This window comes from Achromobacter sp. SIMBA_011 (genome assembly GCF_046535435.1).
GTDB classification, from domain to species: domain Bacteria; phylum Pseudomonadota; class Gammaproteobacteria; order Burkholderiales; family Burkholderiaceae_B; genus Achromobacter; species Achromobacter dolens.
The window spans coordinates 114,698-128,859 of record NZ_JAWRWN010000004.1 but is presented as its reverse complement, the minus strand read 5'-3'; the positions used below and the strand labels follow the sequence as shown (position 1 = coordinate 128,859).

At 68.6% G+C, this 14,162-nt stretch carries 12 protein-coding genes and 1 tRNA gene; 8 read left to right on the top strand and 5 right to left on the bottom strand.

Going from position 1 to position 14,162, the window contains the following annotated elements; all coding sequences use genetic code 11:
- Window positions 1-5 precede the first annotated feature (5 nt).
- A complete protein-coding gene (gene tpiA, locus SB816_RS16395; protein ID WP_054433438.1) occupies window positions 6-752 on the bottom strand; it encodes a triose-phosphate isomerase in 747 nt (248 codons plus the stop codon).
- Window positions 753-880: 128 nt separating this feature from the next.
- Complete coding sequence (locus tag SB816_RS16390; protein ID WP_144655895.1) at window positions 881-1,858, bottom strand: NAD(P)H-quinone oxidoreductase; 978 nt, start codon at window positions 1,856-1,858, stop codon at window positions 881-883.
- A 121-nt stretch (window positions 1,859-1,979) separates the two neighbouring features.
- On the opposite strand from SB816_RS16390, the gene SB816_RS16385 reads away from it, so the two are divergent.
- Together SB816_RS16385 and SB816_RS16380 are read left to right on the top strand one after the other, a co-directional pair.
- Window positions 1,980-2,069, top strand: a tRNA-Ser gene (locus SB816_RS16385).
- 217 nt (window positions 2,070-2,286) lie between these two features.
- Window positions 2,287-2,919, top strand: a complete 633-nt coding sequence (locus SB816_RS16380) for a class I SAM-dependent methyltransferase (RefSeq protein ID WP_116793634.1) — start codon at window positions 2,287-2,289, stop codon at window positions 2,917-2,919.
- 28 nt (window positions 2,920-2,947) lie between these two features.
- On the opposite strand, the gene SB816_RS16375 is transcribed toward SB816_RS16380, so the two are convergent.
- Both SB816_RS16375 and SB816_RS16370 read right to left on the bottom strand, forming a co-directional pair.
- Window positions 2,948-4,228, bottom strand: coding sequence for a hypothetical protein (locus SB816_RS16375; RefSeq protein ID WP_410547288.1), 1,281 nt, complete (start codon window positions 4,226-4,228; stop codon window positions 2,948-2,950).
- Between the two features lie 108 nt (window positions 4,229-4,336).
- The gene (locus tag SB816_RS16370) at window positions 4,337-5,572 is read right to left on the bottom strand and encodes an MFS transporter (RefSeq protein ID WP_144655893.1); all 1,236 of its coding nucleotides are present in this window, start codon (window positions 5,570-5,572) and stop codon (window positions 4,337-4,339) included.
- Between the two features lie 100 nt (window positions 5,573-5,672).
- On the opposite strand from SB816_RS16370, the gene SB816_RS16365 reads away from it, so the two are divergent.
- Window positions 5,673-6,659, top strand: coding sequence for an AraC family transcriptional regulator (locus tag SB816_RS16365; protein WP_045952815.1), 987 nt, complete (start codon window positions 5,673-5,675; stop codon window positions 6,657-6,659).
- Here the strand turns inward: SB816_RS16365 and SB816_RS16360 are convergent.
- Window positions 6,600-7,541, bottom strand: a complete 942-nt coding sequence (locus SB816_RS16360) for a LysR substrate-binding domain-containing protein (protein ID WP_395757448.1) — start codon at window positions 7,539-7,541, stop codon at window positions 6,600-6,602. The genes SB816_RS16365 and SB816_RS16360 overlap by 60 nt on opposite strands.
- A gap of 86 nt (window positions 7,542-7,627) precedes the next feature.
- Between SB816_RS16360 and SB816_RS16355 the strand changes: the two genes are divergently transcribed.
- The 5 genes from SB816_RS16355 (at window position 7,628) to SB816_RS16335 (ending at window position 14,107) form a co-directional block, all read left to right on the top strand.
- On the top strand, window positions 7,628-8,551 hold the full coding sequence (locus tag SB816_RS16355; protein WP_269873234.1) for a carbon-nitrogen hydrolase family protein: 924 nt from the start codon (window positions 7,628-7,630) through the stop codon (window positions 8,549-8,551).
- Between the two features lie 576 nt (window positions 8,552-9,127).
- Window positions 9,128-9,667 carry an RNA polymerase sigma factor gene (locus SB816_RS16350; RefSeq protein ID WP_054501666.1) on the top strand — a complete coding sequence of 180 codons (540 nt, stop codon included), beginning with the start codon at window positions 9,128-9,130 and terminating at the stop codon, window positions 9,665-9,667.
- Complete coding sequence (locus SB816_RS16345; protein ID WP_175167742.1) at window positions 9,660-10,592, top strand: DUF4880 domain-containing protein; 933 nt, start codon at window positions 9,660-9,662, stop codon at window positions 10,590-10,592. The genes SB816_RS16350 and SB816_RS16345 overlap by 8 nt, the downstream gene beginning before the upstream one ends.
- A gap of 97 nt (window positions 10,593-10,689) precedes the next feature.
- Window positions 10,690-13,146, top strand: a complete 2,457-nt coding sequence (locus SB816_RS16340; protein ID WP_410547287.1) for a TonB-dependent siderophore receptor — start codon at window positions 10,690-10,692, stop codon at window positions 13,144-13,146.
- Between the two features lie 7 nt (window positions 13,147-13,153).
- Window positions 13,154-14,107 carry an alpha/beta hydrolase gene (locus tag SB816_RS16335; protein WP_410547286.1) on the top strand — a complete coding sequence of 318 codons (954 nt, stop codon included), beginning with the start codon at window positions 13,154-13,156 and terminating at the stop codon, window positions 14,105-14,107.
- Window positions 14,108-14,162 lie beyond the last annotated feature (55 nt).

The following is a 14,162-nucleotide window of genomic DNA, read 5'->3' as shown; positions in this document are numbered from 1 at the left end:
GAAACTTAGATGGCGGCGATTCGCAAAAATTCTTCGGCCACGAGCGACGCGCCGCCGACCAGGGCTCCGTCGATATCAGTCATGGCGAACAAACTGGCGGCATTGGCAGCTTTGACGCTGCCGCCGTACAAAACTTGCACCTGGGCCGCGCCCAGCGCTGCCAGGGCGGCGCGGATGGCGCCATGGACTTCCTGCGCCTGCTCGGGGCTGGCGGTACGGCCGGTGCCGATGGCCCAGACGGGCTCGTAGGCCAGCACCATGCGCGAGACGGCCTCGGCGCCCAGCGCCAGCACCGGCTTGAGCTGGCGCTCGATCACAGCCAGCGTGTTGCCGGCCTCGCGGTCGGCCAGGGACTCGCCCACGCACACCACCGGGGTCAGGCCGGCGGCCAGGGCCGCGCGCGCCTTGTCGGCGACCATCTGGTCGGTTTCACCATGCAGCACGCGGCGCTCGGAGTGGCCGGCCAGCGCATAACGGCAGCCGAATTCCTTGAGCATGGCGCCCGAGACTTCGCCCGTGTAGGCGCCTTTGTCGTGGGCGCTGACGTCCTGCGCGCCCCACGACACGGCGCTACCGGTCAGGGCCGACGCGGCCTGCGCCAGGTACGGAAACGGAACGCAGACGCCGATTTCGCAATGGCTGGCGGCATCCGCGGCGCGCAGTTCGGTCAGCAACGCGGCATTCTCGGCCAGGTTGCCGTGCATCTTCCAGTTGCCCAGCACGAGGCGGGCGCGGTGTTCGACTGAAGTCATGGCGCAAATGTCAGAGTGGGTGAACCCGGGGGAAAAGCACCCGCCCACGGGCTGGCCTGGAAATAATTCCAGGCGAAACCCGTGATTGTATCCTGTTGCGCGGCGCCGCGCCGAACGCCGCGCGTTTCTTACACGGTCAGGATGATTTTGCCGATGTTCTCGCCGCCTTCCATCATGGCGTGGGCCTGGGCGGCCTGGGCCAGCGGGAAGGTGGCGTGCACGATCGGCTTGATCGCGCCCTGCTCCAGCAGGGGCCAGGCGCGCTCGCGCAGCGCCCGGGCGATGGCGCCCTTGAAGGCCACCGGGCGCGGCCGCAGGGTGGAGCCGGTGATGGTCAGGCGGCGGCGCATGACCTGGCTGGTATCGACATTGGCCTGCGCGCCGCCCAGTTGGGCGATGATGACGATGCGGCCGTCGTCGGCCAGGCACTGCATGTCGCGGGCGATGTAATCGCCGGCCACCATGTCCAGGATCACGTCGACGCCGCGGCCGCCGGTGGCGTCCTTCACTTCCTTGACGAAGTCCTGCGTCTTGTAATTGATGCCGCGCGCGGCGCCCAGGGCCTCGACCGCGCGGGCGCGATCGTCGCTGCCGACAGTGGCGTAGACCGTGTTGCCCAGGGCGCGGGCCAACTGGATGGCTGTGGTGCCGATGCCGCTGGCGCCGCCGTGCACCAGCAGGATCTCGCCGTCGGCCAGGCCGCCGCGGTCGAACACGTTGCTCCAGACCGTGAAATAGGTTTCCGGCAGGCCGGCCGCTTCGATATCGGACAGGCCCTTGGGAATCGGCAGGCACTGGGCCGCGGGCGCGACGCAGTATTCGGCATAGCCGCCACCAGCGACCAGGGCGCACACCTTGTCGCCCAGCGCAAAGCCGCTGCCGGCCAGGTCGCCGCCGACGATCTCGCCGGCCACTTCCAGGCCCGGCAGGTCGGACGCTCCGGGCGGCGGCGCGTAGTTGCCCTTGCGCTGGAACACGTCGGGACGGTTGACGCCCGCGGCGCTGACCTTGATCAGCACTTCGCCCTTGCCGGGCTCGGGCGTGGGACGTTCGGCGGGAACCAGCACCTCGGGGCCGCCCGGGCGGGAGATTTCTACACAGTGCATCGCGTGCCTCCTTCGCAGCAAATGGATTATTATTGCGCCCTTTACGGCAAGTCGCGTTGTCGTCGGGTAGAGTGTTTGCCTGGCGGCCGGATTGCCGTCTCCGCAGGACATTGCGGCAGCAGGAAGCGTGGCAGAGTGGTCGATTGCACCGGTCTTGAAAACCGGCAAGGGGTTAAACCCTTCGTGGGTTCGAATCCCACCGCTTCCGCCAGAAGACCGCCCACCGTCTCCATCCCCCCTCGATTTGCCCGAGTCGCCCGCCGTCACCACGGTCCAGGACGTGTCCGCTCGCGCCCCTGTTGCGCAAATATCATTAACAACTGAACAACTCCTGAATAGAAACGATTTCGTCTACTATCTGGCGCATTCCGGGCGGCTCGCGGTGGCGAACCCCGTCAAAGAACCGGCGACACAGCCAGGCGATCCGTATGCCCAAACTCAAAGACGCATTCAAATCAGGCCTGTTCCGGTTGTCTCCGGCCCTGGCCGCGCGCTGTGGCGTGCAGTTTCCGCTGCGGGCGCCGAACCGGGCCTTCCTGGAACAACAGATCTTCGGCTATCTCAACCGCCAGGCGGACGGCCCGCAAGGCCCGGGGCGCTGCCTCTTCCTGGGCATGGGCGAATACACCTGGCACTATCCGCGGCTGCTGAAGCCGGAATTCCATTCGCTCGACATGGATCCGGAACAGGCCCGCTACGGCGTGCCTGGCCGCCACCTGACAGGCAGCGCCACCGAGATGGCGGCGCTCTACGAGCCGGGCTATTTCGACGTGGTGATCGCCAACGGCCTGATCGGCTACGGCCTGAACGAACAGGCCGGCTACGAGCGCATGCTTGCACAATGCCATGCGGTGCTCAAGCCGGGCGGCCTGCTCGTCCTGGGCTACAACGACACGCCCGAACGCGCGCCCTTCCCGGTACATATCGACGCGCTTGGCCTGTTCACGCCTTTCGTGCCGCCGATCGCCGGCGTCGAACAGCCGCGCCATCCGATGCGCGACAAATACCACCACGTGTTCGTCTTCGCCCGCCGTCGGGAACCGGACGCCATCACGGCCTGAGCGCGCGCGGGACTAACCACAACCCGTCCTATTTGTTGATGACGGCGCCGTCGCCGCGATGCTCGCGGCCGCCCGTCCTGGCGGGCGCCAAGGCTCCCTCGGAGGGCGCCGACTCGGCCGTCGGCGCGGCCTGCGGCCGCTGGCGCTGGATCTGCTCCAGCCGCGCCGCCGCCTCGTCGCCCTTCAGCTCCGCCATCCGGCCGCGCACGATCGCATCCATGTACTGGCGCGTGAACGGCTCGCCCACGCGCCACGCGTCCCCTTCCTGCAGGAATTCGAAGTCGCCTTCGAACACCTGCCAGTCGGCGCGGCCGATGGCGGACATCAGGCGGTCGCGGTACTCGACCTGCAGGCGGCATGACCACCTGCCGCCGCCGAGATCCTTGCAGTCGCCCAGCGGCTGGATATTGCGCACGGCGCGCGTGTCGGTTTCCGCCGGCAGGCCCATGCGTTCGCGCTGCCGGTCCTGGGCTGCCTTGCGCGCCGCGCCCCGGGCCAACTGGTCGAACGCCGCCACGCCCTGTTCGAAGGCGGCGGCGAGCCTTGCCGCGCCCGCCGGCTGGCCCACATCGCGCGGCTTGCCATCGGCATCGAGCTGGCCGTAACGGGCCCGCACCACGCGCGGATCCGCGCCGGCGATCATCATCTCGCCCTTGTCGTTCGGACCGATGGTGTAGGCCAGGACCGACGTGGCCTCGCCGACCTTCAGCGTCGCGGCGCAGCCGCGCGACCGTTCCGGCTTGATGTAGCCGATTTCGTTCACATCCGAAAACGTCGCCAGGTACAGGTCGGCCGGCGCCGCTCCCCCGGCCAGCGGATTGCGGGACATCTGCTGGAGGCGCGAGGTAAACAGGCTGGCGCGCAGGGTTTTCTGCACATCGGCATCATCGCACTGCGGCGGCGTGGCCGGCGCGAACAGATACCATCCCGCCGCGGCCACCGCGATCACGCCGCCGCCCAGCCATGCCCGGCGCGGGCCGGGAAAAGCACGCTTGAGCGCGACCCGGCGCACCTGCCGTTCATATTCTTCAAGCTTGCGCTGCATCAGCGCGTCCATCTCGGCCAGTGCCTGGCGACGGGTGGCGTTGCCGGCGAAGGCGGCTTCGGTCACGGAGAGCTCGCCGATGGCCGCCAGATCCTCGTCGGAAACGATGTGTTCGTCCACCAGCCAGAACAACGCCTCGCCGAGCGACGTCCACGGTTCGGCGCCGCCCTCGCCCAGACGCTGGCGCGCGGCGGCGTGGTGATCCGGGCGAATGACGCCGTCGGCAAGCAGGCGGTCGAGAAGCGGAGTCGATGCAGGGACCATGACCGTACGGCGGGTTGCCAAAACGAGGATGGCACATGATACCGTCGGCGCAGTCGCGCGCACGGCTGGCGCGGCCTCGTCCCGCGCCGGCCTCAGGCGGCGTAGGTCTCAAAGATGCACTGCCGGACCGGGGCCGCGTCCAGGCGCGTGGATGCGCACCCGCAATGCGATCAACAGCGCCGCCAGCAGCATCAGGATGCCCGCGGCCACGAACACGCCGACGATGCCGTTGGCGCTGAACATCGCGCCACCGGCCGCCGCGCCGGCCGCGATCGACGACTGCACCGACGCCACCACCATGCCGCCCGCGCTTTCGGCCTGGTCGGGCACCGCGCTGGCCACCCAGTTCGACCACGCCACCGGCACCCCGCCGAACGCCATTCCCCATAGCGCCACCAGCAGCGCCTGTCCCGTTACGGTCGTCGGCAGCAAGGCCAGCGCCAGGGCCGCCGCCCCCACCAGCGCGGGCATCAGCACCAGCGTGGCGCGGGCGCTGTGGCCCAGCAACCATCCCGCCAGCAGGGTGCCGGCGAAATTCGCCACGCCAAAACCCAGCAGCATCAAGGCCAGTCCGTCGGCGCCGACGCCTGTCGTGGTTTCAAGGAACGGCCGGATGTAGGTGAACAGCGCGAAGTGGCCGGTGTGCACCAGCACGCATCCCAACATGCCCACGGCGATGCCGGGACGCAGCAATACCTCCAGCACCGTGCGCAGCCGCGCGGTCCGACCCGGCGCCAGCCGCGGCAGCGTGAGCCACTGGAACGCCAGCGTCGCCACGCCAACCGCGGCCGCGGCGACGAAGGCGCTGCGCCAGCCATACCTGCCGCCCAGATAGCTGCCGAGCGGCACCGCCACCACGGTCCCCACGGCAATGCCACTGAAGATGATCGACAACGCGCGCGGCAGCAAGGCGGGCGGCACCAGGCGCATGGCCACCGCCGCCGCCATGCTCCAGAAACCGCCCAGCGCAACGCCGAGCAAAATACGCATCGCCAGCAGCACCGCCAGGCTGGAAGACATTGCCACCAACAGATTGGAGGCCACCATCAGGGTGCTGAAGGCCAGCAGCACCACGCGCCGGTCGAGCGCGCGCGTCAGCCCCGGCACCAGCAGTCCGGCAAACAACGCCACCACCGCCGTCACCGTCACCGCCTGCCCGGCCAGCGCCTCGGAAACTCCCAGGTCGAGCGCCATCGGCGTCAGCAGGCTGGCCGGCAGGTACTCCGCGGTCAGCAAACCGAACACCCCCATCGCCAGCGAAAACACCGCCATCCAGGCGGGCGGCGCATCCGCCGCGCGCGACATGCGGCCATCGCAGACCGCTTCACAGACACCATGACTCATCGCAGAACATCCTCAGGAAAACATCACAGCGGCCAGTCTAGGGATGGCATCCAGGATGATCTATGATGAATAATCTTTGATTTTTGACCTAAACACCTGAATGAATGCCACGGATGCCTTTGCGCTTTCGTCCGACCTGATCAGCGAACTGCTGACCGGCATGCGCCTGCGCGGCGTGCAATACCGCCGCATCCAGGTCGGCGCGCCGGTCGGCCTGGGCTTCCGCGCCCGCCCCGGCCACGCCTACTTCCACTATCTGGCGGTTGGCAACGCCGTGCTGCGCAGCGCCGACGGCGCGCTGCATCCGCTGTCCGCGGGCAACGCCGTGCTCATTCCCCAGGGCGACGCCCATCACTTGCTATCCGACCCGCGCGCCCCGGTGCGCGATATCGACGAGGTGGCCGCGGCGCCGCTGGGCGAGCAGGTCAGCGGCGTCGACACCTGCCCCAGCACGCACGACACGCCCAGCGCCGTGCTCTTCTATGGCTGCATGGCGTTCGACCTGGGCGGCATGCGGGGCCTCGGCCCCTTGATGCCTGGCCTGATGCTGGTGGACGCCGCCAGCGAACGCTACCCGGGCGCGCTGGCGCTGCTGGACGCCATGAAGCGCGAAATCTGCGCCGGACGCATCGGCTTTGCCGGCATCCTGGCGCGCCTGGCGGAAGTGGTGGCCGCCATGATCGTGCGCGGCTGGATCGAAAGCGGTTGCGATGATGCCGCCGGCCTGGTGGCCGCCCTGCGCGACCCGCGGCTGGCGCGCGCCATCCTGGCCCTGCATCGCCAGCCCGGCCGCGACTGGACCGTGGAAGAACTGGCGGCGCAATGCAATGTCTCGCGATCGGTCTTCGCGCAACGCTTCCAGGCCACCATCGGCACGCCGCCGCTGCGCTACGCCACCGAATTGCGCATGCGCCTGGCCAGCCAATGGCTATCCCACGAGCGCTTGCCGATCGACACCGTGGCCGAGCGCCTCGGCTATACCTCCCAAGCCGCCTTCAGCCGCGCCTATAAACGCGTCACCGGTCAATCACCGGGCGCCAGGCGCCGCGGCCCAACCGTAGCCCTGCAGCAGGCCCAGCAGGGATAGGCGAGCCACCGCCACGGCCTCATCGCGCAAGGCATCGGCGCGCCAGCCCATCTCGATGGCGTAGCCCGGCATGGCGACCGGGCACGGCAGCAGCCGCAGCCCCGTGACCGCCGCCAGGCCGCGCGCCGCGTGGGTCGGCAGGGTCGCCAGCGCGTCGCCGCCACGCAGCAGAAACGCCAGCGCCGCAAAGTGCGTGGTCGCCGCCAGCACCCGCCGCGTCAATCCCTGCGCGTGCAGCACCTCGTCAACCACGCCGATGAATCCGCCCGACGACACCAGCACGTGCGCACGCCGGGTGAAATCGTCCACGGACAACGCATCCTGGCCCGGCGCCAGGCTGGCCGGATCGACCAGGCAGGCATAGTCGCCCTGCCCAACGGTCACGCGCTGCAATGCGGGCGCGATCAGTCCGCCGGACGCGATCACCAGGTCGACGTCGCGCGCCATCAGCATGTCGGCGGCCAGGCGGCTGTGGGTCTGGCGAAAGATCAGACGCAGTCCCGGCGCAGCCTCGGCCAGCGCCGCGATGGCCTCGCGCCCCAGCGCGATCTCGAAGTCGTCCGACAGCCCCAGCGTGACCGAACGCCCGGCGAACCCGGCCGGTCCAGGCCGCGCCAGCGACAGGCTCTGCCGGCACTTGTCCAACGCCTCGCCGATGATCGGCCGCAGCTCGCGCGCCCGCAGGCTGGGCGACAGGCCACGCCCGGTGCGCACGAACAGCGGGTCGGCGTACAGCGCGCGCAGCCGCGCCAGCGCCGCGCTGACCGCCGACTGGGTCACCCCCAGGCGCAGCGCGGCGCGGCCCGCGCCGCCCTCGTCGTAGATCGCCTCGAACACCTTGAGCAGGTTCAGGTCGGTCGACTCGATATCGATCTGGTTCATATCATTTATCGCCAGGCAGGATTGATTGATTTTAGGCCGCCCCCGACACTAGGACGCATCGACTCCCCTGTGAAAAAGGAACCCCCATGACCGCCACCACCGTCGCCGCGCTGCAGATCGGCGCCTCGCCCGAAGGCAAGGACGCCACCCTGGAACGGATCCTGGCCTTCGAGGCCGGGATCAGCGCCTCTGGCGCCGCGCTGGTGGTCATGCCCGAGGCCCTGCTGGGCGGCTACCCCAAGGGCGAGATCTTCGGCACCCGGCTGGGCTACCGCCTGCCCGAAGGGCGCGACGCCTACGCCCGCTACTACCAGAACGCCATCGATGTACCCGGCCCCGAGACCGACGCGCTGGCCGCGCTGTCGCAACGCACCGGGGCCAGCCTGGTGATCGGCGTGATCGAACGCGCCGGCAGCACGCTGTACTGCACCGCGCTGTACTTCGATCCGGCCACCGGCCTGACCGCCAGGCACCGCAAGCTGATGCCCACCGGCACCGAACGGCTGATCTGGGGCCAGGGCGACGGCTCGACCCTGCCCGTGCTGGAGACGGCCGCGGGCCGCGTCGGCGGCGCCATCTGCTGGGAAAACCACATGCCGCTGCTGCGCACCGCCATGTACGCCAAGGGCGTACAGATCTGGTGCGCGCCCACCGTCGACGAACGCGACATCTGGCAATGCTCGATGCGCCACATCGCCCACGAGGGCCGCTGCTTCGTCATCAGCGCCTGCCAGGTGCAACCCTCGCCCGCCGAGCTGGGCCTGGACGTGCCCGGCTGGGATCCTCAGCGTCCACTCATCAACGGCGGCTCGCTCATCGTCGGACCGCTGGGCGACGTCCTGGCCGGCCCGCTGCACGGCCAGACCGGCCTGCTGACGGCAACCATCGATGTCGACGAACTGGTGCGCGCGCGCTATGACTTCGACGTGGTTGGCCACTACGCTCGGCCCGACGTTTTCACCCTGGAGGTGGACGAACGCGCCCGCCAGACGGTGCGCTTCATCGGCTGAGTTTTCCACAGGGGCGGCCTTGCATGACGGGCCGCCCGCCCGCGAGTGGTATAGTCACGCCCGCCGGATACCGCTGCGCGCTCGCGCCGCACACCCAGGTATCCCATTGCGGTTTCCTGTCGGAACCCCAATGCCCGAGTGGTGAAATTGGTAGACACAAGGGACTTGAATCCATTTGAGCCCTCCGGAGGAAACTCCAGAGGTGTAGCCCGTCAAACTCGGCGAATGCCCTGGACTTGTTCCGAGCCAACGCCGAGCCAAGCCCGGATCGAAAGAACCGGGAAGGTGTAGAGAGCAGACGGCGGGCACCTAAGGCCGCAAGGCTATGGTGAAGGCGTGCTCCAGACCACGAACGGCGCTCCGCGCGCCGGCGGCGAAAGTCGAAGTGGTACGAAAATCCCTCGGCCGCGAGGCCGTACCGGTTCGATTCCGGTCTCGGGCACCACCCCTGAACCACCACCGGCCCGCGTTTGCGCGCCCTTTGCCGCAACCGCATTCCTCTTCCCCCGCGAACGTCCGCCCCCGGCCCGCTTCCCAGGCATGCATGCAACAGTTAGAATTGCGTCTGATTCTTATTTGCATAAATTCTTCTTCAACGTGGAAGCGCCCTCAACTCCCGAGGCGGCCGACCGCAACGCGGTCGCGTCGATGTACCGCGAGCACCGCGCCTGGCTGTTCGCCTTCATGCGGCGCCAGACGGGACACCCGGCCGACGCCTGGGACCTGGTGCAGGACACCTTTGAACGCCTGCTGCGCCAGACCTACCTGGAATCACGCGGCTGGAACCGCGGCTACCTGGCCGCCATCGCCCGCCGCCTGCTGATCGACCGCCACCGGCGCCGTGAGCTGGAGGCCGCTTACCTGGCCGCGTTGGCGCAACAGCCCGAACCACTCTCGCCGTCGCCCGAAATGCTGGCCCAGGTGTCGCAGCAATTGCTGGCCGTGTGCGCGGCGCTGGACCGCATGCCGCGGCGCATGCGCGAGGTGTTCCTGCTGGCGCGCCTACAGGGCCTGCCCTACGAAGCGATCGCGGACCGCCTGCAAATCACGGTCAACATGGTGCAGAAAGACATGGTCCAGGGTTGGCAACGCCTTTATCACGCGCTCGATGTCTAGACGCCAACCCGACGTAGTCGCGCAGGCGGCCGGCTGGCTGGTGCGCCTGGAACAGGACGGCAGCGCCGCCACGCGGCAGGCCTGGCAGCGCTGGTACGAAGCTTCGCCCGGGCACGCCAAAGTCTGGCGGCGCTTCGAGCTATTGCAGGACGCCGTGCCCGCAAGCGGCGATGCCGCTGCCGCCGCGCTCGGGGCCATCGACTTTCGCCACACGCGCCGGCGCACGCTCAAGTTGCTGGCGGCCGGCGCGGGCATTGCAGTGGGCGGCCCGCTGCTCTACCGCCAGGCCCGGGAGGCGGGGTGGCTCGCGGCCTACCGCAGCGCCACCGGCGAACAGCGCAGCCTGACGCTGAACGACGCTGTGGCGCTGATGATGAACACCGGCACTGCGCTGGACCTGAGGCAGGACGGAGGCCGCCTGGACATCGAACTGCACGACGGCGAGATCATGCTGGACACCCGCGCCGCGGACTCGGCGCCGCGCGTGTTGACGCGCGGTGGCTGTATCGTGCCAACCCGCGCTCACCTGGTGGTGCGCACGCAAGGCCCGTTGACCCGCGTGGCGCTCGATGCGGGGCAGGCCGTTCTCACCACCCGAGGCGATCTCGGCCTGACCCTGCGCGCCGGCGACGTGCGCCGCTTCTCGGCGCACCGCATCGAGGACGAAACAGGTTGGGCCGGGCGCGAGTTCGCCTGGGTGCACGGCATGTTGATCGCTGACGATATGCCGCTGGAGGCGTTTGCCGAAGAACTGGCGCGCTATCGGCCGGGCCTGATCCAGTGCGACGAGCGCGTGGCTGCCCTGCGCGTGAACGGCAGTTTTCGCCTCAAGGACACGGACCAGGTCCTGGAGGCGCTGGCCATCACGCTGGGCCTGCGGGTGCGATACCGCACGCGCTACTGGGTTCGCGTGGAACCGGCATGATGAGAAACAAAATGTAAGTTTCGACAGATTCCCGGCACCCGCTCGTTAGGACAAGTTGAAACCCGCTGCGCGGGTCCCAACTGAAGAACCCATACCGATGTCCCAACGATTCCCTCCCGAGGGCGGCCGAATCCGCCGCTTCAAGCCAGCCACGCTTTGCCTGCTTCTGTGCGCCGTCGCGCTCGCCACGACGCTGCCCACGCGGGCAGCGGAAAACGCCGCCGTGGATATCACGCTGCCGGCGTTGTCCTTGCAGGACGCGCTCCTGCGGCTGGGCCAAGCTGCTCGCATCACCATCATCAGCGCCCCGCCGCTCACGGCAGGCAAGCAGGCGCCTGCCATGCACCTGCAGGGATCGGTGACGGACGCGCTGCGGCAGTTGCTGCGAGGCAGCAATCTGCGCGCGGTGCCCAACGCCAATGGCGAGGGATACCGCATCGAACGCGCGCCCGAACCCATGGGCGCAGGCCCGGCCCTGTTGCCCAGCGTGACGGTGACCGGCCAGGGCATGGGCGACATCGGCCCGCTGGCTCTCGACAGCAGCGTGGGTACCAAGACTGGCACGCCGCTCATCGAGACCGCGCAATCCGTGTCCGTGGTCAACCGCGAGCTGATGGACATGATAGGAGCGAAGAACACCGCCGACGCCCTGCGCTACGGCGCCGGCGTCTCGGTCGGCTCGTATGGCGTGGACAGCCGCGTCGACGAGATTTCCGTGCGCGGCTTCCGCACGGGCAGCTTCGCCAACAACCTCTACCTGGACGGCCTGCGTCCGCCGGGCAGCAGCAGCGGCGCCACCGCCTCGGCCACCCAGTTCGACGGCTTCGGCCTGGAGCGGGTCGAAATACTGCGCGGCCCCTCGTCGGTGCTGTACGGCCAGATCGCGCCCGGGGGGCTCGTCAACGCGGTGAGCAAGCGGCCCACCGATTACGCGCGCGGCGAGATCGGGGTCGGCACCGACAACTACGGTCTGGCTCGCCTGAACGCCGACGTCAGCGGGCCGATGGACGAATCCGGCGAATGGCTGTACCGCGTGGTGGGCACCGCCTACCACTCCGACACCCAGGTCGACTACGTCAAGCTGAACCGCGTAATGCTGGCGCCCAGCCTGACTTGGCGGCCGTCAGCCCGCACCTCGGTGACCCTGCTGGCCAACTATCAGCAGGACCGCGGCGGCAGCACCTACCAGTTCCTGCCTTCCCACGGCACCTATTATGCGACGGACCATGGCCGCTTCGGTTCTGGCCGCTTCCTGGGCGAACCCGGCTTCAACCGCTACGATCGCACCCAATACGCCATCGGCTATGAATTCAGCCATGCCCTGACCGACCAGGTGAAGCTTGGCCAGAAACTTCGCTACATGCGAGTCGATACCGACAACGCAGGCGTCTCGCGCCAGGGCGACCTGCAGGCCGACGGCCGCACACTGCGGCGCACGGCGTCCAGCAACCGGATTCGCTCTGAAGGCTTCACGGTCGACAATAACGCCCAATTCGATTTCGGCCTGGGCCGCACCGAACACACCCTGCTCACGGGCCTGGACTATCGCACCCAGACCATCCGCGTGGCGCAGGCGTCAGGCAAGGCTTCATCGCTCGACGTCTTCGACCCGGTCTACGGCAGCCCCGTCGTCATGGGCGCCATGACGCCCACCCGGCGCAGCGACAGCGAGCAGACCGGCATCTACGCGCAGGACCAGATCCGCTGGGGCCAGTGGGCCGCCACGCTGGGCGTGCGCCACGACTGGTCGCGGGACAACTCGCTGGTGCGCGCCACCGGCGCCAAGACGCATTACGAAGACGAAGCCACCACATGGCGCGCCGGCGCGGTCTACCTGTTCGATAACGGCCTGGCGCCCTACGCCAGCTATGCCACCTCGTTCGAACCGGTAAACGGGGTCGGCTACGAGGATCGGCCCTTCAAACCCACCGAAGGCAAACAGACCGAGATCGGCATCAAGTACCAGCCGCCAGGTTCGCGCAGCATGATCACTTTCTCCGCGTATGAGATCAAGCAGCAGAACATCACCACGCCAGACCCGGATCCCACGCATTTGTGCAACGGCAGCCAGTGCCAGGTCCAGACCGGCGAAGGCCGCGTCCGCGGCCTGGAGCTGGAAGGAAACTTCGCGCTGACCGACCACATCACGGTCATCGCCTCGGCGACGCTGATGCGCAGCGAAGTCACCAAGAGCAATGGCACTGAGCAGGGCAACGAACTGCCGCGCGTGCCGCGCCACAGCTACAACCTGTGGGCGGACTATCGCCTGCCGCAGGAGATCGCCCCGGGCCTGAGCCTGGGCGCGGGCCTGCGCCATATCGGCAGCAGCTACGGCGACACCGCCAACGCGTACCGCAGCCCGTCGGTGAATCTGATCGACGCCGCCATCCGCTACGATCTGGGCGCGCTCTCTCCCAGCCTGAAAGGCCTGAAATTCTCCCTCAACGCCAGCAACCTGACCGACAAGGAATATCTGGCAAGCTGCTCGGGCAGCGCCAGTTGCTACTACGGTGCGCGGCGCAATATCTCGGCGAACCTGAACTACACCTGGTAGGCCTTCCATGAAAAACAAGATCCCGCGTCCGATTTCCGCCGCCGTGCTGGCGTGCATCCTGGCCACGGCGGCGCAAGCGCAAGCGCCTGCGGCGACGCCCGACGCCCCGCCGCGCCCCGGCATGCAGTTGCTGGGAGAAACCGTGGCCGACCATCCCTCGGCGGTTTACCGGTACGAAACGCACAATCTGGATTCGGACGACGGCAAGCGCCACTACCGCATCCAGATCGCCATCCCCAGAAAGGCGCCCGACAGCGGGGGCAGCCCGGTGCTCTACATGCTGGACGGCAACGCCGCCCTGGCCACGCTGACACCAGCCGACCTGGACACGCTGGGACGGGGCCGCACGCCGGTGCTGGTGGCGCTGGGCTACGACGTCGATACCCGCAACGACGTCGTGTCGCGGGCCTATGACTACACGCCGCCGGTATTCGTGAATGGCAAGCCCGTGCCCGACCCCGTGGTGCGCGGCCGCGTCGGCGGCGGCGCCGACATTTTCCTGGAGTTCATCCGCGCCAAAGTGAAACCGCTGGTGCGCGAACGCGCCGCCATCGACCCGCAACGCGAATACCTGTGGGGCCATTCGTACGGCGGGCTCTTCACGCTGCACGTGCTGTTTACGCAACCGCAGGCCTTCGCCCGCTACATCGTCGGCGACCCCTCGGCCTGGTGGCACGACGGCGCGTTGGTCGGGGAATGGCGGCGGTTCGACGCCCGCAGGGCTGCTGGCAAGCGGGTGGCCATCCTGGTCGGCACCAAGCCGCGCGATCCCAACCGTCCCCTGCCCGGCGGTGCGGTGCCCGCCGCGGGCGAGGATCCGCGCGCCGCCGTGCGCGAAATGGCCCAGGGCCTGAGGTCCGCGGGCGCCGACGCCAGCTACGAAGCCTTCCCGCAGTTCGGCCATGGCGAGATGATCCGGGCATCGCTGGAACGCGCGCTGGAGGTCGCGATGCAGCCTTGAAGCCTGGGGTTCCGGCGGATGCGCTTACACTGCACGGTCGCGGCCGCGTCCCGGC

Bases quoted from the DNA above. Each gene is read 5' to 3' on its own strand.
- tpiA (WP_054433438.1), bottom strand. From the start codon at position 752: ATGACTTCAGTCGAACACCGCGCCCGCCTCGTGCTGGGCAACTGGAAG.
- SB816_RS16390 (WP_144655895.1), bottom strand. From the start codon at position 1,858: ATGCACTGTGTAGAAATCTCCCGCCCGGGCGGCCCCGAGGTGCTGGTT.
- SB816_RS16380 (WP_116793634.1), top strand. From the start codon at position 2,287: ATGCCCAAACTCAAAGACGCATTCAAATCAGGCCTGTTCCGGTTGTCT.
- SB816_RS16375 (WP_410547288.1), bottom strand. From the start codon at position 4,228: ATGGTCCCTGCATCGACTCCGCTTCTCGACCGCCTGCTTGCCGACGGC.
- SB816_RS16370 (WP_144655893.1), bottom strand. From the start codon at position 5,572: ATGAGTCATGGTGTCTGTGAAGCGGTCTGCGATGGCCGCATGTCGCGC.
- SB816_RS16365 (WP_045952815.1), top strand. From the start codon at position 5,673: ATGAATGCCACGGATGCCTTTGCGCTTTCGTCCGACCTGATCAGCGAA.
- SB816_RS16360 (WP_395757448.1), bottom strand. From the start codon at position 7,541: ATGAACCAGATCGATATCGAGTCGACCGACCTGAACCTGCTCAAGGTG.
- SB816_RS16355 (WP_269873234.1), top strand. From the start codon at position 7,628: ATGACCGCCACCACCGTCGCCGCGCTGCAGATCGGCGCCTCGCCCGAA.
- SB816_RS16345 (WP_175167742.1), top strand. From the start codon at position 9,660: ATGTCTAGACGCCAACCCGACGTAGTCGCGCAGGCGGCCGGCTGGCTG.
- SB816_RS16340 (WP_410547287.1), top strand. From the start codon at position 10,690: ATGTCCCAACGATTCCCTCCCGAGGGCGGCCGAATCCGCCGCTTCAAG.
- SB816_RS16335 (WP_410547286.1), top strand. From the start codon at position 13,154: ATGAAAAACAAGATCCCGCGTCCGATTTCCGCCGCCGTGCTGGCGTGC.